Source organism: Aquiflexum sp. (assembly GCF_041751335.1).
Taxonomy (GTDB): Bacteria; Bacteroidota; Bacteroidia; order Cytophagales; family Cyclobacteriaceae; genus Aquiflexum.
In genome coordinates, this window is sequence record NZ_JBGSXS010000411.1 from 1 (window position 1) to 18,764 (window position 18,764).

General features: G+C 39.3%; 16 protein-coding genes. 8 read left to right on the forward strand and 8 right to left on the reverse strand.

The window, feature by feature from the left end; all coding sequences use genetic code 11:
• Positions 1-3: 3 nt before the first annotated feature.
• The 3 genes from ACEW8U_RS21835 to ACEW8U_RS21845 are packed head-to-tail and all read right to left on the reverse strand — an operon-like array spanning position 4 to position 3,166.
• Positions 4-414, reverse strand: coding sequence for a hypothetical protein (locus tag ACEW8U_RS21835; protein ID WP_373524176.1), 411 nt, complete (start codon positions 412-414; stop codon positions 4-6).
• Positions 415-419: 5 nt separating this feature from the next.
• Positions 420-2,108, reverse strand: coding sequence for a T9SS type A sorting domain-containing protein (locus tag ACEW8U_RS21840; RefSeq protein ID WP_373524177.1), 1,689 nt, complete (start codon positions 2,106-2,108; stop codon positions 420-422).
• 11 nt (positions 2,109-2,119) lie between these two features.
• Complete coding sequence (locus tag ACEW8U_RS21845; RefSeq protein WP_373524178.1) at positions 2,120-3,166, reverse strand: hypothetical protein; 1,047 nt, start codon at positions 3,164-3,166, stop codon at positions 2,120-2,122.
• A gap of 439 nt (positions 3,167-3,605) precedes the next feature.
• Between ACEW8U_RS21845 and ACEW8U_RS21850 the strand changes: the two genes are divergently transcribed.
• Complete coding sequence (locus ACEW8U_RS21850) at positions 3,606-5,438, forward strand: BspA family leucine-rich repeat surface protein (protein WP_373524179.1); 1,833 nt, start codon at positions 3,606-3,608, stop codon at positions 5,436-5,438.
• A gap of 188 nt (positions 5,439-5,626) precedes the next feature.
• Here ACEW8U_RS21850 and ACEW8U_RS21855 read toward each other — a convergent pair whose 3' ends face one another.
• Both ACEW8U_RS21855 and ACEW8U_RS21860 read right to left on the reverse strand, forming a co-directional pair.
• Positions 5,627-6,427 carry a LytR/AlgR family response regulator transcription factor gene (locus tag ACEW8U_RS21855; protein ID WP_373524180.1) on the reverse strand — a complete coding sequence of 267 codons (801 nt, stop codon included), beginning with the start codon at positions 6,425-6,427 and terminating at the stop codon, positions 5,627-5,629.
• Entirely contained in the window at positions 6,428-8,290 is a 1,863-nt protein-coding gene (locus ACEW8U_RS21860) for an ATP-binding protein (protein WP_373524181.1), read from the reverse strand.
• Between the two features lie 109 nt (positions 8,291-8,399).
• Between ACEW8U_RS21860 and ACEW8U_RS21865 the strand changes: the two genes are divergently transcribed.
• A complete protein-coding gene (locus tag ACEW8U_RS21865; protein WP_373524182.1) occupies positions 8,400-9,437 on the forward strand; it encodes a linear amide C-N hydrolase in 1,038 nt (345 codons plus the stop codon).
• A 514-nt stretch (positions 9,438-9,951) separates the two neighbouring features.
• A complete protein-coding gene (locus ACEW8U_RS21870; protein WP_373524183.1) occupies positions 9,952-11,670 on the forward strand; it encodes an FAD-dependent oxidoreductase in 1,719 nt (572 codons plus the stop codon).
• Between the two features lie 429 nt (positions 11,671-12,099).
• Here ACEW8U_RS21870 and ACEW8U_RS21875 read toward each other — a convergent pair whose 3' ends face one another.
• Both ACEW8U_RS21875 and ACEW8U_RS21880 read right to left on the reverse strand, forming a co-directional pair.
• Entirely contained in the window at positions 12,100-14,517 is a 2,418-nt protein-coding gene (locus ACEW8U_RS21875) for an ABC transporter permease (protein WP_373524184.1), read from the reverse strand.
• 264 nt (positions 14,518-14,781) lie between these two features.
• Positions 14,782-15,246 (reverse strand): SgcJ/EcaC family oxidoreductase, encoded by a 465-nt coding sequence (locus ACEW8U_RS21880; protein ID WP_373524185.1) that lies wholly within the window; start codon positions 15,244-15,246, stop codon positions 14,782-14,784.
• 95 nt (positions 15,247-15,341) lie between these two features.
• Here ACEW8U_RS21880 and ACEW8U_RS21885 point away from each other — a divergent pair, with 95 nt between their 5' ends.
• The 3 genes from ACEW8U_RS21885 to ACEW8U_RS21895 all read left to right on the forward strand — a co-directional run bounded on the left by ACEW8U_RS21885 (position 15,342) and on the right by ACEW8U_RS21895 (position 17,288).
• The gene (locus tag ACEW8U_RS21885) at positions 15,342-15,707 is read left to right on the forward strand and encodes a cupin domain-containing protein (RefSeq protein WP_373524186.1); all 366 of its coding nucleotides are present in this window, start codon (positions 15,342-15,344) and stop codon (positions 15,705-15,707) included.
• A 213-nt stretch (positions 15,708-15,920) separates the two neighbouring features.
• The gene (locus ACEW8U_RS21890; protein WP_373524187.1) at positions 15,921-16,946 is read left to right on the forward strand and encodes a zinc-binding dehydrogenase; all 1,026 of its coding nucleotides are present in this window, start codon (positions 15,921-15,923) and stop codon (positions 16,944-16,946) included.
• A gap of 6 nt (positions 16,947-16,952) precedes the next feature.
• A complete protein-coding gene (locus tag ACEW8U_RS21895; RefSeq protein WP_373524188.1) occupies positions 16,953-17,288 on the forward strand; it encodes a hypothetical protein in 336 nt (111 codons plus the stop codon).
• 190 nt (positions 17,289-17,478) lie between these two features.
• Here the strand turns inward: ACEW8U_RS21895 and ACEW8U_RS21900 are convergent, their stop codons facing one another.
• Positions 17,479-17,898, reverse strand: coding sequence for a hypothetical protein (locus ACEW8U_RS21900; RefSeq protein ID WP_373524189.1), 420 nt, complete (start codon positions 17,896-17,898; stop codon positions 17,479-17,481).
• A gap of 153 nt (positions 17,899-18,051) precedes the next feature.
• On the opposite strand from ACEW8U_RS21900, the gene ACEW8U_RS21905 reads away from it, so the two are divergent.
• Together ACEW8U_RS21905 and ACEW8U_RS21910 are read left to right on the forward strand one after the other, a co-directional pair.
• A complete protein-coding gene (locus tag ACEW8U_RS21905) occupies positions 18,052-18,180 on the forward strand; it encodes a hypothetical protein (protein ID WP_373524190.1) in 129 nt (42 codons plus the stop codon).
• Between the two features lie 9 nt (positions 18,181-18,189).
• A complete protein-coding gene (locus tag ACEW8U_RS21910) occupies positions 18,190-18,579 on the forward strand; it encodes a hypothetical protein (RefSeq protein WP_373524191.1) in 390 nt (129 codons plus the stop codon).
• Positions 18,580-18,764 lie beyond the last annotated feature (185 nt).

Here is an 18,764-nt window from a genome sequence, read left to right on the forward strand (position 1 = left end):
CAATCAAACCCCCAAAACAAACAGCACCGTCACATTCCCTTCTTTGTGGTTTTCATAAGTGTAATCAAAAGCAAAATTGGTTTTGGTCAATGTACGGATGGGAAGTTCAATGGAACCGTTCAGAATGATTACTGTTTCAGAAGCATTTATTGCCCAGGTTCCGCTAGATGGCAAACCCGGAACATTGGGAGTGGTGAAATTGAAATTCCCATTGCTCTGAAAACGAATGGAATAGCCCGAAATGTTTTCGGGCTGTCCACCAATACTAACTGACCTCAATGACCAGTTTTGCGCAATCAGTTCGGACTTGGTAGGCTCCGGTTGGGGTTTTGGATCGTCTCCACATGATATGGCTGTGAGTAGGAAGAATACAGCTATGGTCAAGCCCAATATGTTTTTGAAATGAGTTTTCATAGGTGTTATCTTTTTATCAAGTTTAATCTTTCGTTCATTCCAACTCCTTCTACCAAAAGGATGTAATTGCCCGGAGCGAATCTTGTCACCTCTATCATCACCTCATCGGTCATTTTTTGGATTTCCAGGATATTGACCAAAATGCCTTGTGAATTGACGATGGTGATTTTCTCCAGATAGAATTCCCTTTCAAATTTGACTCTGACTATGTCATTTGCAGGATTGGGGAAGAGTTTGATCAAATTACCAGTTTGGATTTCGCCCAACTCTGTGATCACTGTTGTAGCAGATATCGATGAACAACCCGATCCTCCGGTCACCTGGACCTGATAGCTTCCTGCTTGGGTTATCTCTAAGGTTTGTCCGGTTGCCCCAGGGATTTCAGTACCATTTCTCAACCATTGGTTACCGCTAGCACTACTGGAAACTAATTGGACTTCAGTAGAGATTCCGTCAGTGCCCTGAATCGTTATGGTAGGGATAGCAGGACTTTCATTTTGAGCAGTGATCTGGACCGTGCTACTGGATTCACAACCGTTACCATCTTTGACAGTGACGGAATAATCCCCCGCTGTTAAGTCTCCAAATTGGTTTCCTTCTTGGAATGAAGTCTGTGTAGAAAGTTTGTAGGTAAATGAACCTGCGCCACCTGTCGCATTGACGGTGAAGCCTCCATTGGAATCTCCAGGGCATGAAACTTGGTTTATGTTGGATATTGATACTTGGATTTCTGTTGGACCGGTAATTTCAAAAGATTCCTGTACCAAATTTTCTGTATCGTTTTTGTCCCTGATGTAGGCTATATACGCTCCAGGAGGTAGATTTTCAAAAATTCCCTCCTCTTGGAAGGTAATGTTATTCAGACTGTATTCTATTTCAATATCCTCTCCCACAGCTTCAATCTCCACCTTTCCGTCATTGACACCAAAACAGGTTGGTTCAGTTACAATTATTTCATTGATATTTAGCAAAGACAAGATTGTCAGTTCAAATCCATAGGTATAGACAATGCTTTGCTGTCCTTTTTCATTTACTGCGATAATCTTGAGGGTATAGTTTTTCCCCTCTTCCAAACCACTGGCATTGGCCATAAATTGGTTTTGATCTAGGCTCAATTCCGTCGTTGGCTCAAAATCCGAAAAAGTGAAAACTTCACTTGCAAATCCGGTTCCCAGAAATTGATACCGAAGGGATACGATTTTGGCAAGCTCCTCTTCAGCTAAATAAAAAGCTGTGATTTTGATATGGGACCATTGTCCAAGGGTATTTTTCGTCCTGAGATATAAAACATGAAGTCCCGGAGTCAATCCATCCAAATCAATCAGGTATTCGGTATTGCTTTCATCTATCGGGATTTTTTTTCCTTTCCCTATATCTTGGTATGTATCAAAAACATATTCCATCTCCACAGTTTCCACAGTGCTTCGGTTGATATGTTTGTAAAATGGTGTTTTGCTTGCCAAGGACCATTTTCCAAGATTGTCCTTAGTCCTCAAATACAGGACATTAAATCCTTCATCAGCGGAAGCGACATCCAAATTCAACTGGGATTGATCATTTGCAAGGGTGAAGGGAATTCCTTTTCCAAAATCCAAATAGGAATTGAAAAAAAACTCTCCTCCTACGGTTTGTTGGGCATGCCCCAATATCGGAATCATCCCAATCAGCAAGAGTAAGGTCGCTAAAAGTCTCATCTAATTTTGGCTTAGTTGGCTTTCACCTTGATAGTGATTGGAAGTTTTCCAGCCGAGTTAGATACGCCTGTTGTGGTAAGCTGATAGACGACAGGGATATCAGGAAGCCCAGAAAGTTTATAAGGCTTAGCTCCTCCAAAAGGTCCAATGTCCACTCCGTCACGTCCCTGACCATCCGCAGGTCCGCCTTCTTTGATTTGGTATTTTCCATCAGTGGACTCACTCACGATAAAGAGATCCCCAATTGGAACATTCGCTTGGTTATTGTTTGCAGTTCCGAATAGAGCATGATTTGCAACATTATGACTTAGGTTGCTACCAATCGCATTTGGTATTGTAATAGAGGTCATATCTAAAAAAATATTGTTATGAACCTGAAAATTTGAGTTTTCCCCAATGGAGAATGTGGTAGATTGGATTAAATTATTTGAGAAGACCCCCGTACTGTTATTTGCAATATTTACAGGTCTAAGGGAAATATTATTGATGAAAACAATATTGATTAGTGATACATTGTTGAAAACATTGTTCCAACTGCTTGAATTAGTAGAAGAAAAAAAACATCCAGAAACCGTTAAATTTTCCAGATTGTTCTGTGCATTGATTCTTCTTCCTGCACCAATGGAAGAACTCGCCCCAGAAAAATAACAGTTTGAAATTTCGATGTCATTAACTTCCAAAAAAATAGATCCACCAGGGCGGGAAAAAGATAATCCTATCAATTTCGAACCAAGTGAACCCAATTTAAAAGTCCAAGTACCAGTAACAAGGGATGAAAAAGGTTGTGCGTTCAAATCTGGATTTTGATCATGAAAATACCCACCTCCGATAAAAACAATTCTTTTACCTACTTCTAAGTTTCCATGAGCGACAGCTGTAGGTTCCAAATATATTGTGTCTGCATGTCCAGCTGCATTATAAGCCTCTATCATGGTAATATAGCTGTTTTCTTCAGGTTTACTGACAGTCTCTTGATTGTTGACCCGGATGACCTTGGCTGACAATGGGGATGCGATGATAAGCATCAGCAGGATGGGGAGAAGTACATTTTTTTTCATAATGATGGTTATTTATGTTTTGGTGGAGTAGAAAAAAACAATATTGGCGTAACGGATTGAATCTGTGGTATTTCAATTAAAAATAGACTATACCTATGGCTTTTAATAAATTAATTCGTGTGGGTAGGTTTTTGGTTCGTGAGGTAGGGGATTCTGGGAGTGTGGGGGAAAAGTTGTAATATTTTTGAGTTGAAAGGTTGTAAGCTTGGTTCAATCTTTCCGGATCTTCTTCCTGGAAGAAACACCTTGAAATTCACCTGAACCTGGTCTTGAATCTTATAACTCACTTTTTTTGTCTTTCAAAAAATTAACGACTAAAAACACTAGGCAGACGAACAAAAACCCTATGCTCACGAACTAAATAAGTTTAAACTCACAGATTCCTTTAGATTCATAGGATATAACTGTTTCAGAAGTGTCTTTCTAAAATACTAATCCTATGAAATCCAATAACTTAAATTCCTTATTCCGCACAGGATTCTTTTTAATTCATTTAGCATTTATTTTTAGCTGTGGAACAGATGAGCCAACTCCGACACCGACCTACACACTCTCTACTTTAGTATCCCCTTCAGAAGGCGGCAAGATTAATATTTCACCATCCGCAGGCCCCTATAATGAAGGACAAACCGTCACCCTCACCCCCGAGGCCAATCCAAATTGGGTATTTCAAAAGTGGGAAGGGGATGCAAGCGGCAGTTCCAGCCCATTGACCATTACCATGAACTCCAATAAATCGGTCACTGCAGTATTTATCAAAAGAGACTATCCCTTGAATATCACTATCGAGGGAGAAGGAACGGTCAATGAAATCATTATTACCAACCCCTCAGGCAGGGAATATCCCCACGGAACTACGGTTGAGCTTACCCCAGTTCCAAAGGATGGATGGGTCTTTGAAAGTTGGGGAGGAGATTTGAGTGGTACAGAAGTTCCAAAGCGGATTACAGTGGATGGGGTGAAGAATGTGACTGCTAAGTTCAAATTGAGGGAATACCCATTGAATATTACTATTGAAGGAGAAGGCACTTTTACAGAAGTTATCGTCACCAATCCCTCTGGCAAGGAATATCCCCATGGGACAACTGTTGAACTTACCCCTGTTCCAGCGGAAGGTTGGGTATTTGAGAGTTGGGGAGGGGATTTGAGTGGGAATGAGGTTCCAAAACAGATTTTGGTGGATGGGGAGAAGAATGTGACTGTTACTTTTAAACAAGGAAGTACAAGTGTATTTTATCTGGCAGCAAATGGAATTACTTGTAAATGTGAGGGGGCAAATCCTGGGGATAAGGGAATAATAAATGGAGTGGAGTATGAAGCGGTGGATAATGACTTAGTGCGGAACAGAAGAAATGAAAAAGCCGATATGACGAAGCTGTGTACTTCGTTGGTGACCGATATGACATATTTTTTTTACAATGAAAAAAATTTAAATCCAGCCATAGGGAATTGGGATGTAGGCAATGTCACTGATATGGAGCAGATGTTCATGGGTTCCCAATTCAATCAGGATATTAGCAAATGGGATGTGAGTAGTGTAATTAATATGAAGCAAATGTTTGCAGCATCTAAATTTAATCTTTCTATTAATGAATGGAATGTAAGTAAAGTTACCAATATGGCTAGTATGTTTGGTGGTTCTCAATTTAACCAACCGATAGGAGAGTGGGATGTAAGTAACGTCACTAATATGTCTGTCATGTTTTCTGGCTCTCAATTCAATCAAGCTATTGGAGATTGGGATGTGAGCAAAGTAACTGAGATGGTTTTAATGTTTAGTGAATCTTTGTTCAATCAACCAATAGGTGATTGGAACGTTGGTAATGTGACAAATATGTATGGGATGTTTTCAAATTCAAAATTCAATCACCCGATAGGTAATTGGAATGTAAGTAATGTAACCTCGATGGAAGCAATGTTCCAAAGGTCACAGTTTAATCAAGATATTGATAATTGGGAAGTGGGAGAGGTAGAATCTATGGCTGGAATGTTTTTGGAGTCTGATTTTGACCAGCCTATTGAAAACTGGAACGTAGGAAAAGTAGAATATATGAACCAGATGTTTACGAATTCTGGCTTCAACCACCCACTAGGAAATTGGGATGTAAGTCAGGTTGTTAATATGAGAGGAATGTTCGCTTTTAATACTAAATTTAACCAGGACCTTTCAAAATGGTGCGTGCAAAAAATACCAACTTTACCAAATGATTTTCGTACCGGTGCCACTGCTTGGCTTTTACCAGAGCCAGTTTGGGGAACTTGTCCGGATTAAGAAATCTTGCGTTACTTAAACATTTGTGGAATTAATGAATAATTAGGTAGAATCAAATACCAATCCTATTACAGAATTTTTTTAAACTTGATATCTTGTTGAGTTAAATATAAGGGTAGGTCCAAATAGGAAGCCCTTATTTAGAATTAAGTTGGTATATGAGTTTAAAATAAGGTTTTCTTTAAATCCTACTTAATTCCCAATTCTTTCATTATCATATTTCTAATATACACATCACTAGGAAGCGGAATTGGTTTTGGGAATCCTTTAGGAATAACCATCACAGGGTCTAATTCCGAAGGCAACATGTGCAAATGATTGTCTTTAATCAGTCTTATTTTTCTGGAATTCACCACATACTTTTTATTGACCTGTGCAAAATCCCTGAGATGCTGAAGTTTTTCCTGATAAAAGTTTTTTAAACCGGGTGACCCGATGACGATTTTTTTGAATGGGTTTTCTGTAAAAATATTCAGGATTTTGTCATCTGCCTCTATCAAAATGATATCCTGTATTTTTACTGGGGTAATTTCACCAGGGGAAGTCTTTAAATATAGGATTTGATTTTCAGGGACCTTGTCTTTATGTTTCCAATTCTCTGATTTATGATTATACTGAATGGCCAATTCCAAAGAATCCCAAAGGTCTTGTTTGCTGTACGGCTTTTTTAAATAAGAAAACGGCTTTGCATATTTCGCAACTTCAAATCCCTTTTCCCTTGGCAATCCTGACATGAAAATCGTTGGGACATTATTGACCGATGAAATCAATTTGGCTATTTTGATACCACTGTCCTCTCCATCATCCAAGCTTATATCTAGAATTGCCAAAGAAAGGTCATTTACGGTTTTTAAAATTTCCCGGGTTTCTCTGAGTGAAGCAATCGGTCCAAGGATTTCAAAATTGGGAGATTTCTGGAAAAATTCCTTTAGGTCGAGAATCAAAGCCTCTGCTTCCATTGGATTATTTTCAGCGATCAGGATTTTCATTTAGAGTCTATTTATGATGAGTTCAAACTTTGTACCTGTTACATCAGATGAGATATTGAGATTGGCTCTGATTTGCTTCGCTAGTTTATGGACCATTTCAAGACCGGTGCCCTGTTTAAGGTCTTTTGGCAAACCCCTACCATTGTCTTGAACCTCTAGCTTCAGTTTTTCCCTATGAATTTTCAGAGCTACTGATATTTCAGGGTTTGGAGTTTGATGATTTCCAAAGGCATATTTGATTGCATTCAAAACCAATTCTGAGTAGATGATTCCTATGTTCATGCCTTGTTCCTCAGGAATTAGGATACCTTCTTCTAGTTGGAGTCTATAAAATATTTCTTGATCCTTAGGGGCAAAAGTTTCAAAAATGTTTTTCGTTAAACTCTTTATGTAATGGTCCATAACAACTTTCCCGGTTTGGTTGGCAGCAGTGTATGTGAATTCCTGAAGCTTTCCCGCCGAAATAATCACCGACTCTGCTAACTGTAGTTTTTCCTTTTCGGCATTGTTGGGAAATCCATTGGCGATGATTTTTAAGGTTGCCTGGACTTTGGCCAGAATATTATTGGTCCTGTGAATGATGTCGGTTTTCTGGATTTCGATCAGGTTGTTTTTGGATTTCAATTGGCGGCTGAGTGAAAAATAGATGGTGGATAGGATAAGGAGCAAAACAGCTATAATTGTGGCCAATGTGAAGAATTGACTGTACTGCTTTTGTTTCTGTTGCGCCAATGTCGCATCAAGTTGAAGGATTTGCTTTTCCTTTTCCTTTTCACTCAATAAATAAGCGGATTCAAATTGTTTGGTTTGTAGTACTTCAGTTTGAAACAAATCATTTTTAAGGGCTACCAAATCTGTCTGAATTTCAAAAGCTTTCTTAAAATCATTTAACTTGGAATACAGTTCTACTTGAGTTTCCAGGTTTTCTGCCAAGAGATTTTTGTTTTCAAGATTTTGAAGGAGAAGATATGCGGTATCCAAATGGCTTTTTGCCGTTTTTAGCTGGTTTTGTTGGAGAAAAAGGGATCCATAATTATTATGGATAATAATCATCCCTTCTTTGAATTGGGTTTTTTGAAACCAATATTTGGCAGAATCAAAAAAAACATTCGCTTTTACGAAATCCATCATTTTCAAATAATCCAAACCCATGTTGTTGAAATTAGAAGCAGGGGATCCGAAATTTCCCAATGATTTTTTGAGTTCCAATGATTTGGAATTGTAAATAATAGAGCTATCAAATTGCCCCAGGTTGTGGAAAGCTAAGCTTGCATTGGTATAGGCAAAAGCCATTAGGGTGGTGTCGTTATTTTGTGCGGCCAGTTCTATGGCCTCTTTGGAATATTCAAGGGATTTGACAAAGTCATTTTGGCTGTTGTAAAGAAGGGAAATTGAATTGTACAGATTGGAGAGGTGGTATTTTCCTTGAGAGAAGTTTTGGGTAAGGGTCAATGCTTTTTGGTATTGTTGCAATGAAATTCCAAAAAGACCCATTTTACGGTAATTCATCCCAATTGCCTTATTGGTGTTTATCATTCTGGAGGTATCCTTAGATGACTTTTCCATTTCAAGCGCAGCTGAATAATGGGTATTGGATTGGGTAAAATCCCCTAAGAAATAGTAGGTATATCCCAATAATGAGTTGCATTTCCAAATCAAATCAGGGTTGAGTTGGTCTTGTTTTGTAAGGAGAAAATCAAGTTTTTCTTTTGCCTCAGCATATTGAAATTGGTCTGTGTTTTTATCGGCAAGCTTGTAAATGCTTTCGAAATCAAGATTTTGCCAATTTTCTTGGGCGGAAACATAGGAGGCTAGAAAGAATAAACAGCCAAGGATATTTAAAAAGAAGAACTGACCAACCACAGAGCCTATATGATTTTTAAAAGTAAATTATAATTTTAGTATTATTTTGTATAATGTTATAAATCTAATTTATAATTTTAAGAACCTAAACAATTTATTTATAAAAATATTGAAAAAGTTTTTAACTATCTTTTTTTGTTTCCCATTCCTTTTACCAACCCACCTCTCCAATGCCTGCACCCGTGTAGTCTATCAAGGTCCAAATGGCAACATCATTACCGCTAGGTCCATGGATTGGAAGGATGAGATCCCTGCGGATATTTGGCTGTTTCCAAGGGGTATGAACAGAAATGGTGCAGTGGGCCCAAATTCCGTTACATGGAGATCGAAATATGGTAGTGTTGTGACAAGTGCTTTTGATATCAGCAGCACTGATGGGATGAATGAAAAGGGCTTGGTGGCCAATTTGCTTTGGTTGGCAGAATCCTCATATCCCGAATTTGATGGAAAAGGCAAAGGGCTTTCTATAGCAGCTTGGGTGCAGTTTATGTTGGATAATTTTGCCACGGTCACTGAGGCAGTAGATGCTATGAGATACAGAGATTTTGAAGTTGTCTCTGCCAATATTCCGGGAACTGAGCGGTTGGCAACTTTGCATTTGTCCATTTCAGATACCAGTGGAGATAATGCCATTTTTGAATATGTGGATGGAAATATGTTGATCCATCATGATAGGTCATATAATGTAATGACCAACTCACCTGTTTTCGATCAACAGCTGGCATTGAATGCCTATTGGAAATCCATTGGAGGTCTACACATGCTTCCGGGAACCAACAGGGCAGCGGATCGGTTTGCGAGGGCATCTTTTTATATCAATGCCATTTCTCAAACGGATGATATGCGGATTTCGGTGGCCTCGGTTTTTTCGGTAATCAGAAACTGTTCGGTTCCCTTTGGCATTTCCTCCGAGGAAGAACCCAATATTTCTTCCACAAGGTGGAGGTCTGTATCGGATCAAAAAAATCTGGTCTACTATTTCGAAACGGTATTGACACCAAATACTTTTTGGGTGGATATCAGCAAAGTGGATTTTTCCGAAAAGTCAACCGTCAAAAAGTTGAGTGTTTCCAATCACGAGACTTATGCAGGGAATACCAATAAACTGTTTAAGACAGCGAAGCCATTTGAGTTTGCGGGGATTTAAATTCTTGGAGTAGGAGATAGGAAAGTAGATTTTGTAGAATTCTGCTGCCTTAATTAAGATTTATTAGAAGTGTTGACATCTAATTAGTTATTCACAATAGAATTAAATTTTATGTAAGTATTAGACCAATCCCGATAGGGATTGAATACCCTTTCAGGGATTTAATCCCTTCGGGATTTTATACTATAGCCCAAAATTTATTTGGCTTGAAAATAGATTTCACATAGGTAATTTTTATGGTTACCATTTCAGAGTTGGAATTTCGATTTATAGAAAGGAGACTTTATTCTTTAGGAGTTCATAACTTAATTGACTTAAATAACATAGGATAAAAGAAATCCCACTATCATCTTCCATAAAATTTTTTAATAAGTAACATTTCTTAACCTATTTTTTATAATTTAGCCCAATCCAAAATATTACCATGAAATCGAGCATGACACCAGCATCCCAATGGGGATAAAAATCAATCATGCGAGATTCCATGTGACTTTTTTAAACAAATTATAAACATATGAAAAGAAGAAACTTCCTGTCCGGTTTGGCATTGGGCTCCGGTGCCTTGGCCTTATCTCCATTTCAGCAGCTATCTGCAAAAGACGGTTTGTCCCGAAAAGTTACTGCTTCCGAGAACAACAGAAGCTATCAGGCTGATGTGATAATTGCCGGTGGCGGTCTTGGTGGCTGTGCTTCTGCTTTGGCAGCTTTAAGGAATGGACTTTCTGTAGTGATGACCGAGGAGACGGATTGGATTGGCGGACAGATTACCCAACAGGGTGTGCCGCCTGACGAACACCCTTGGATAGAGACCCATGGGGCACCGGAATCTTACAGGTATTTTAGAACTGCTGTTAGGGAATATTATAGAAACAATTATCCGTTGACTGAGGAAGCAGCATCCAAAGAATTTTTGAATCCAGGAGACGGTTCAGTTTCACGTCTTTGCCACGAACCCAAAGTTGCTCTGGCGGTTCTGCATGCGATGCTTGCCCCTTTTGAGAGTTCCGGAAAATTGGTGCTTCTGCTCAACCATCGGGTAAAATCAGCAGGTTTTCAAGGAAACAGAGTCAAATCACTCACTGCTAAATCATTGATTTTAGGTAAAGAAGTTTTATTAACGGCTCCTTATTTTGTGGATGCTACGGAACTTGGGGACTTATTGCCAATGACCAAAACAGCTTATGTAACCGGAACAGAATCCAAACATGAAACAGGTGAACTCCATGCCCCTGAAAAAGGAAATCCTGAGAACAACCAATCTTTTACGGTTTGTTTTGCCATGGATTATGTCAAAGGAGAAGATTGGACTATTCCGAAGCCTGCGGATTATGATTCCTGGAAAAATTATGTTCCTGACCTGACTCCTCCTTGGCCGGGCAAAATGCTGGCCATGCACTATTCCAATCCACAGACTCTGGCGCCCAAAGCCTTGGGTTTTCATCCTGAAGGATTACCGACCGGTGACCTGTTGAACCTTTGGCTTTACCGCAGGATTTTGAACAAGAATAATTTTACTCCAGGTCTTTATTCAGGAGATATCAGCTTGGTCAATTGGCCACAAAATGATTATATCCCCGGCAATATCGTAGATGTCAGTGAAGCCGAATTCAAAAAGCATTTCGATGGTGGAAAACAATTGAGTTTATCCTTTTTGTATTGGTTGCAGACAGAAGTAACAAGACCCGATGGAGGCAAAGGTTGGAAGGGGTTGCGGCTTAGAAATGATGTTATGGGGACCGAAGACGGCTTGGCCAAATATCCTTATGTCCGTGAATCCAGAAGGATCAAGGCACTTTTCACGGTCTTAGAAGAACACGTTGGAAAAGAGCAAAGGGCTTCGGTTTCAGGTTTGTCAGGAGATGAATTGAAAGCAGCTACTTTTGATGACAGTGTCGGAATCGGTTATTACCATATCGATTTGCATCCAAGTTCCCGTGGAGATAATTACATTGATTTCCCATCCCTTCCCTTTCAGATTCCTTTGGGAGCCCTGATTCCCCAAAACATGGAAAACCTCCTTCCTGCGAACAAAAACATTGGCACTACCCATATTACCAACGGCTGCTACAGACTGCATCCTGTCGAATGGAGCATTGGAGAAGCTGTAGGAATGTTGGTGCCTTTTGCCTTATCCAAAAACGTAACCCCTAAAACCGTCAGAGAGGATAAAACCCTTTTAAGGGAATTTCAGGCTATGGTCAGAAGTCAGGGAGTGGAGACGGAGTGGGTTTAGGGATTTTAGATTGAATATTTTAGATTTTAGATTGGAGAACAGGAAAGGAAGGATGAAGGAAAAAAGGTGGAAGTACCAAGTACGATGAACAAAGTACCAAGTATAGTTCAGGGTTTAAGTAACCTGATTCCTCGAAACCAAGTGCAGGCTTTGAATAGATAAAGTATCTCAGGACTAGTATCGTTTCTTGATTCTCGATCCTGAATGACGGATGGAATATATCTCTCTCAGCACTTGTTTTTTGCCTACTGGTTCAATAAAGACCTTCGATACGCCACGGCGCATCAAAAGTCACGCTTCTGGTTTCTTGCCTCTCGTCTCTAATCCCTGCCTCCATGCAGGTCTCCCTTCTCGCCTCTCGTTTCTAACCTCTCGCTTCTATTTTCCAAATCTAAAATCTACAATCTACAATCTAAATTTCCATCCTCCTCAATCATTCCTCAAATAATCCACCGGATTGCTGGCGGCGGTTTTGAAGGATTGGTAGCTTACTGTCAGCCAGGCGATAAAGATAGAAATCAGTCCAGCTCCTAAAATCATCAGGATATCAATATCAGTCCGGTAGGCAAAATTCTGCAACCAGAATTGGTTCATGATGTAATAGGTCAAAGGTCCTGCTATGATAAAGGAAAACAACACCAGGATTGTAAAGTCCTTGCTCAATATGGTCACCAATTGTGGCATCGTTGCACCCAAAGCTTTCCTAATGCTGATTTCTTTGGATCGCTGTTCGGTAGTAAATGCAGCCAAACCAAACAATCCCAAGCAGGCAATGCTAATGGCTAAAATGGTAAAGACGAGGATGATATTCCCCATTTTTTGTTCTGACCGGAAAAGGGCATCGAAATTGGCATCGATAAAGGTGTATTCAAATGCATTTCCATTGGAATGTTTTTTCCATATACTTTCCAATAGTGCAATTTTTTCACCCACATTTCCGGGACTGAGTTTGATGGCCATTTCGTAATTGGGTTCAGCGCTCAAAGTCATGATAAGGGGCCTGACATTGTGGTGCAGGCTTTGGAAGTTGAAATCTCCAATGACTCCTATAACGGTTCTTTCAACCGGTTCATCATTGTCTCCCCAAAATCCACTGATTTTCTGTCCATCCAATTCCTTCCATCCCATTTGGCGGAAAGCAGTTTCATTGACGATGACTGCTGATGAATCACTTAAAAAATCCCTTGAAAAAAATCTTCCCAGAGCCATCTGGTATCCCATGGCATCCAAATGGTCATGGTCTACAAAATATAAGTTACACAAAAAATCCTGTTGGGTGTCCATGGTTTTGAAGACACTGTTCCAATCAATATTGGGAGGAAGCCTGTTTGCAAAGCTGGCAGCAATGAAATCGGGATATTGAAGTACCTCATCTTTAAAGGCTTTGGCATTTTTCTCCAAAGACATGGTATGCAATAAGTTGATGACATTTTCCTTTTCAAAGCCAAGGTTTTTATGCTGTATGTATTTCAGTTGTTTGTAGACAACCATGCTGCTGATAATCAGGGATATGGATATGAAAAACTGGAATATCACCAATCCGTTTCTGAATGTTGATCTCTTTGCTCCGTTTCTGATCTTTCCTTTGAGCACATTGGCAGGATTAAAAGAAGTCAGGTAAAATGCAGGATAGGATCCGGCAATGATGCCGATCAAAACTGCAAATACAATCAGCCCCAATGGGACAAGTGGGTTCATAAAAATCCATAAATCCATACTTTTCCCGGCAAGATTGTTAAATGGCCTTAGCAACACTACAATCAAAATGGTAGCAATAAAGGTTGAAATCAAACTGTAAAGCACTGATTCAGAAAGGAATTGTCCGATCAACCTTGACCTGATTGCACCAACTGATTTCCTTACCCCGACTTCTTTTGCACGGTTGGCTGACCTTGCTGTGGACAGGTTCATGAAGTTGATGCAGGCAATGAATATTATAAACAAGGCAACAGCTCCAAAAATGTATAGGTACTGGATATTGCCTGTTGGTTTTATTTCTTCCTGAAGGTTGGAATGAAGGTGGATGTCAAGCATGGGTTGCATGTAAAATCCCGCACTGTTGCCTGCTGCTTTGAACTGTTCCAGAGAAATACCCATGAACCTCTCCAGTTCCACGCCAAAATATTTAGTGATAAAAATCCCCAATGCTTCCTGAACTTTGTTGGCATCGGCCCCTGGGTGAATCTTGAAATAGGTATAGAGGTTGGAACTTGACCATTGCTCATTTTTCATATACCCCCAGCTTTCTCCTGAAAGTAACATGTCAAAAGTGATATGGGAATTTTGGGGTGGATCCGCCACTACCGCTGTGATTTCGTTTGCTCTTTTTTCAGAACCGCGAAGGATTATTTTTCCAATAGGATCCTCATCTCCAAAATACTTTTTGGCTCCGGATTCGGTAATGACCAGTTTGTCCGGGCCTTCAAGTGCTGTTTTTGGATTGCCCTGAAGAACCTCGAAAGTGAAAAAGTCAAAGAAATTGGGATCTGAAACTATGATCCTTTCTTCAGTAAATGTTTTGTCCTCGTACTGAATGGGCATGGTTTTGAAAATCCCAAAGCGAATAGCATCCTCAACTTCCGGAACTTCATCCTTCAATGCTTGGGCCATGGGTGCGGGAGTCATGGCTACCTCAAATGAATGGTCCTGCATTTGACCTTGCATAAACACCCTGTAAATTCGTTTGCCATCTTTTTGGAATTTATCATAACTTAATTCATCTATTATATAGATGGAGATCAAAATACTGGCGGCTATTCCGAGGCTCAGCCCCAGGATATTGATGGCAGTATAGCCTTTTTGTCTGCCCATGATGCGCCAGGCGGTGAAAAAATAGTTTTTGAGCATTTCAGTGTTGGATTTTCAAAACCTTCCCAATAGAAATGCCAACATGAAAAACGCCTCAAACTCCCGGATTTATGGGTTTATATTAAATACTGATGAACGATTTTGAACAATTTTGGAGCAGAGACGGACAATTGAAAAGACCAAAATAAAAATCTAATAAAATGGGTTGAATCCGACACCTGTTTTTGTACTCAGCATTCAAACTTATGCTGTTTCAAGGTAAATAGTCAATATTTAAAAACCTTCATCTTCCTTTTTGGAGACCTATTCATTACCGTTCCAGATATCATGGGTGGTTTTCCAGGTGCCATCTGACTGCCTTTCAAGGATATTGAGGTATTTCGATTCCGAATAGATTTTTTCTCCGTCCGATTTGGGTGTGAGCCATACTTTGGCAAATCCCCGTCCGTAAGCCAAATTTCCGTCGATTTTCACATCTTCATAACCACTTTCCAGTTCTGATTCAAACTCATCAAAAATAGCTTGGTAATAAGCTTGAATAGCTTCTTTTCCTCTCTTTGTTTCTGATTCCGGGGCCATTAGATAAGCATCATCGGTAAAGTGTGTTGCAATCCCATTGGCATTCCCTTCATTGAATGCTTTTGCCCTTTCGGCGGATATTGCCGTGATGGTAGCAATATCATCACTGATTGATTTCTTTTCCACGGCTTGACAGGAAACCAAAACCATTCCTAAACCAACCAAAATTGCACTTATATTTATCCGCATATTATCAATATCTTATTCAGTTGAATTTTGATCAGAAACAAATCTATGTCTGTTTTATTTAACCTTTAAATAAAACCCCTAAAAATATTCAATTTATGAAAACTGACCTTAAAGAAAAACTCAATAAAATATCAGATTTTTGGCATCCCTATATCATCGGCGAACTCAATGAAAACTTTGTCAAACTGGCTAAATTAAAAGGAGAATTTGTGTGGCACAGCCACCAAGAGGAAGATGAAATGTTTGCGGTGATCAGCGGAACGCTGATGATGGATTTCAAGGATAGGGAGACGGTGACAACTGGTCCCGGAGAGATTCTGATTGTTCCAAAAGGTGTAGAACATTTTCCATGGACCAAAGATGGGGAAGAAGTTCATGTCATGTTGATCGAGCCCAAATCTACCAAGCATACAGGTGAAGTCATATCATCACAAACAGTTGAGAAATTAGATTGGATTTGAGAAGGAGTTAAGTACATGTTTTATTATGTATGCACCCATTGATGTCAGTAAAATGGTAATTCAATATAATTCTTGTTAGGAGATAGAAATGCCCGGTCCATCGGTCTTCCGTCATGTCTATAGTAGAATAATGGGTTACTGGCAAAGAAGGGGATAACCATGTTTTTTAAAATGTAAAATTCACCTTATCAACAAAATATGGTATTTTTAGCTATGAAAGCTTTCTACCTTGTCCAAAACGGTGATGCTGATAAAGCATTTGAACTCCGTGATTTAAAGTTACACGATCCTGCCGAAGATGAAGTTTTGATTAAATCAGAATCCTTTGGTCTCAATTATGCTGATGTAATGGCGCGGCTTGGGCTGTATAGAGAATGTCCCTCTTTGCCTACGGTTATAGGATATGAGGCTGTGGGAAGAGTAGAGAAAATCGGAGTATCGGTCAAAAGTGTTAAAGTAGGGGACAGGGTTTTGGCTTTCAGCAGGTTTGGCGGGTATGCCAGCCATGTCTTGACACCTGAATTGGCGGTGATTCCTTTAAGTGATGAGGTGCCAGCAAGTAAGGCCCTTGCCCTTTCAGTTCAATATAGCACTGCTTGGTATGCATTGGAAGAATGTCTCAATTTACATCCTGGTGACCATGTTCTTATTCACGCTGCTGCCGGAGGAGTTGGGACGGCCCTGATTCAAATGGCCAAAAGAAAGGGTTGTGTGATTGCAGGAACTGCCAGTTCCCATAAGTTAGATTACCTGGTAGGACAAGGTGTGGATCTTCCGATTGATTATAGAAATGAGGATTTTGAAAAAGTATTGGAGAAAGCAGGTTGGAAGAAAAAACTTGATGCCATATTTGATCCAGTTGGTGGGATTTCAGTAAGAAAAGGAATGAATCTGCTGAACAGCGGTGGGAAAATGGTAGTGTATGGTGGCAGTAGCATGTCTGCTTCCAAAAGTTTTTTCCACAAATTCAGGGTAGCGGCCGGCTTTGGAATATGGTCGCCTATTATCCTCATGATGCGATCGATCAGCATAATAGGTGTAAATATGCTGAGAATTGCAGAGGACAAGCCTGCTTTGCTTCAGCATTGTATGAAGGAAGTGTTGAAGCTTTACCAAGAAGGAGTTTTAGACCCGGAAATTGGTGGAGAGTATAATGCTAATCAATTGGCTGAAGCCCACAGATTTTTGGAGTCCCGGCAATCAATTGGGAAGATTGTGGTAAATTGGAAAACTGATTGATTAAGTATGGAAAGTGCTTCAAAATTGGTTTGGATCAAAATCTTGCATACAGCCATTTGGTTATTTTTCAATGTGGTCATTTTTTATTTGCTGTATGCGGTTATCGTCAACAAAATAGATAAATGGGTGTGGATTTGTCTTGGACTCATTGTTTTGGAAGGGCTTGTTTTGCTTTTGTTTAAAGCGATTTGCCCTGTAACCTTGATTGCAAGGAAATATTCGGATTCGCAAGCAGATAATTTTGATATTTATCTCCCAAATTGGTTGGCAAAAAACAATAAGTTGATATACACGACCATCGTAATTATCGCAGTGCTGATTTTGATATATCAGTTAATTTGAAAAAATAGATCGATCCGTTGCTGTTCAGGGAATTTATAATTTTAAAGACTAAAATTATCAATAGGAATGTGGCTTTAGCCCATTCGTAATATTTGTAAAACCAAAAGGCTTTAGCCAAAATTCAAAAAAATAGTATATCTAAATTGTTGATAGGCGGATAATCAAATAATCATCGTTCATCAAAAATCTTTTACCTCTTCGGAAATGGTTTGGTAATCCTCAACCTGACCATTTCTTTGACCGATTCTCCGGTCAGTGCCAATGCACCAAAAGCAAGTAAAATATCCTTGATGATTCGGAGAAAGATGATTGATCCGGAGACATTTTGACCAAAGTCACTGTATCCTACCAAAAAAGCAGAGGTCAAAAAAAACAGGACAGTACCCGCGCCCCCGATAGCACCGGCTTTGGGGTTTTTATAATGGAACATGAGCATAAATATTAATCCAAACAACAGCATTCCCACCAATCCGGTATGTAATTGGGCCAACTCAGTCCCTTTAATGTTTCCCAGAGTAAAAAATATAATGGAAGCTAGGTAAATAGCAATTCCTCCTCTTAATAACTGCTTACCGATTTTTTCTATTTTCAAAAGATTGTCTATCATCATGTATTAAAACTACCGATTCTGAACGGTATATTCAATTATGTAATCTTAAATCCTCGACTTTTCAGTTTTAAATGCAAAAGCATGTTGTAAGTCAGGTTATTTTTTTTGATGAAACCCTCGCTTTCTTTAGCCTGTTATTATTGATATAGGATTATGAAAACACTTGCTTTAGATACCAAAGAAACAAACAATACATCTCAATTGCTGAATATTTCAGCCTTTGGTTTGATGGTGATGGGCTTAGGCTTGTTTTTGATTTTGGATAGGTCATTGGCCAATTAGGGCATTTTTGTGAGTATGCCCATCTTCCTTGGACTGTTGATACTATTGTTCAATTATTTGTTTTTCGATTCAAAAAAATCCGGAGAAATAAAACTAAGAGAAGAGGAAATCATCTTCATCCAAAATGGAAAAAAGCAGAGCTTCCGATTTTCCGGAATTTCAAAAATCAGATTGATGCTGTTCAGTAAAACTTATTCATTCCATAGAAATTGGTGGCCATTGAAAGATGAGACCGGTCCCTACGAATCCAGTGAACTTAATTTCATACAAATCAAGCCCAAAAAAGGGAAGACTAAGTTCATCAGGGTTTATTTGGACAGCAGGAAAACTGAGAATGATTTGTTGGATTTTCTTCATGAAAAATGCAGCCATTATCAGGTGGGATTAAAGGTTAAATAATACTTGACTTCCATCCCCCGGACATATGGAATTTTCACTCTTTTTCAAAAACCAAAAAATGCTGGATATTCATAAACTGACCGTTCTGGGATATTTTAAATCCATTGGCTGAAAGTTCTTTGGTGACTTGGTCCACGGTCATTTTGTGCAATGGTTTGATTCTGACCTTTGGGTCTTCACCTCTA

Bases quoted from the DNA above. Each gene is read 5' to 3' on its own strand.
- ACEW8U_RS21845 (WP_373524178.1), bottom strand. From the start codon at position 3,166: ATGAAAAAAAATGTACTTCTCCCCATCCTGCTGATGCTTATCATCGCA.
- ACEW8U_RS21840 (WP_373524177.1), bottom strand. From the start codon at position 2,108: ATGAGACTTTTAGCGACCTTACTCTTGCTGATTGGGATGATTCCGATA.
- ACEW8U_RS21870 (WP_373524183.1), top strand. From the start codon at position 9,952: ATGAAAAGAAGAAACTTCCTGTCCGGTTTGGCATTGGGCTCCGGTGCC.
- ACEW8U_RS21850 (WP_373524179.1), top strand. From the start codon at position 3,606: ATGAAATCCAATAACTTAAATTCCTTATTCCGCACAGGATTCTTTTTA.
- ACEW8U_RS21905 (WP_373524190.1), top strand. From the start codon at position 18,052: ATGAAAACACTTGCTTTAGATACCAAAGAAACAAACAATACATCTCAA.
- ACEW8U_RS21885 (WP_373524186.1), top strand. From the start codon at position 15,342: ATGAAAACTGACCTTAAAGAAAAACTCAATAAAATATCAGATTTTTGG.
- ACEW8U_RS21900 (WP_373524189.1), bottom strand. From the start codon at position 17,898: ATGATGATAGACAATCTTTTGAAAATAGAAAAAATCGGTAAGCAGTTA.
- ACEW8U_RS21835 (WP_373524176.1), bottom strand. From the start codon at position 414: ATGAAAACTCATTTCAAAAACATATTGGGCTTGACCATAGCTGTATTC.
- ACEW8U_RS21875 (WP_373524184.1), bottom strand. From the start codon at position 14,517: ATGCTCAAAAACTATTTTTTCACCGCCTGGCGCATCATGGGCAGACAA.
- ACEW8U_RS21855 (WP_373524180.1), bottom strand. From the start codon at position 6,427: ATGAAAATCCTGATCGCTGAAAATAATCCAATGGAAGCAGAGGCTTTG.
- ACEW8U_RS21880 (WP_373524185.1), bottom strand. From the start codon at position 15,246: ATGCGGATAAATATAAGTGCAATTTTGGTTGGTTTAGGAATGGTTTTG.
- ACEW8U_RS21895 (WP_373524188.1), top strand. From the start codon at position 16,953: ATGGAAAGTGCTTCAAAATTGGTTTGGATCAAAATCTTGCATACAGCC.
- ACEW8U_RS21890 (WP_373524187.1), top strand. From the start codon at position 15,921: ATGAAAGCTTTCTACCTTGTCCAAAACGGTGATGCTGATAAAGCATTT.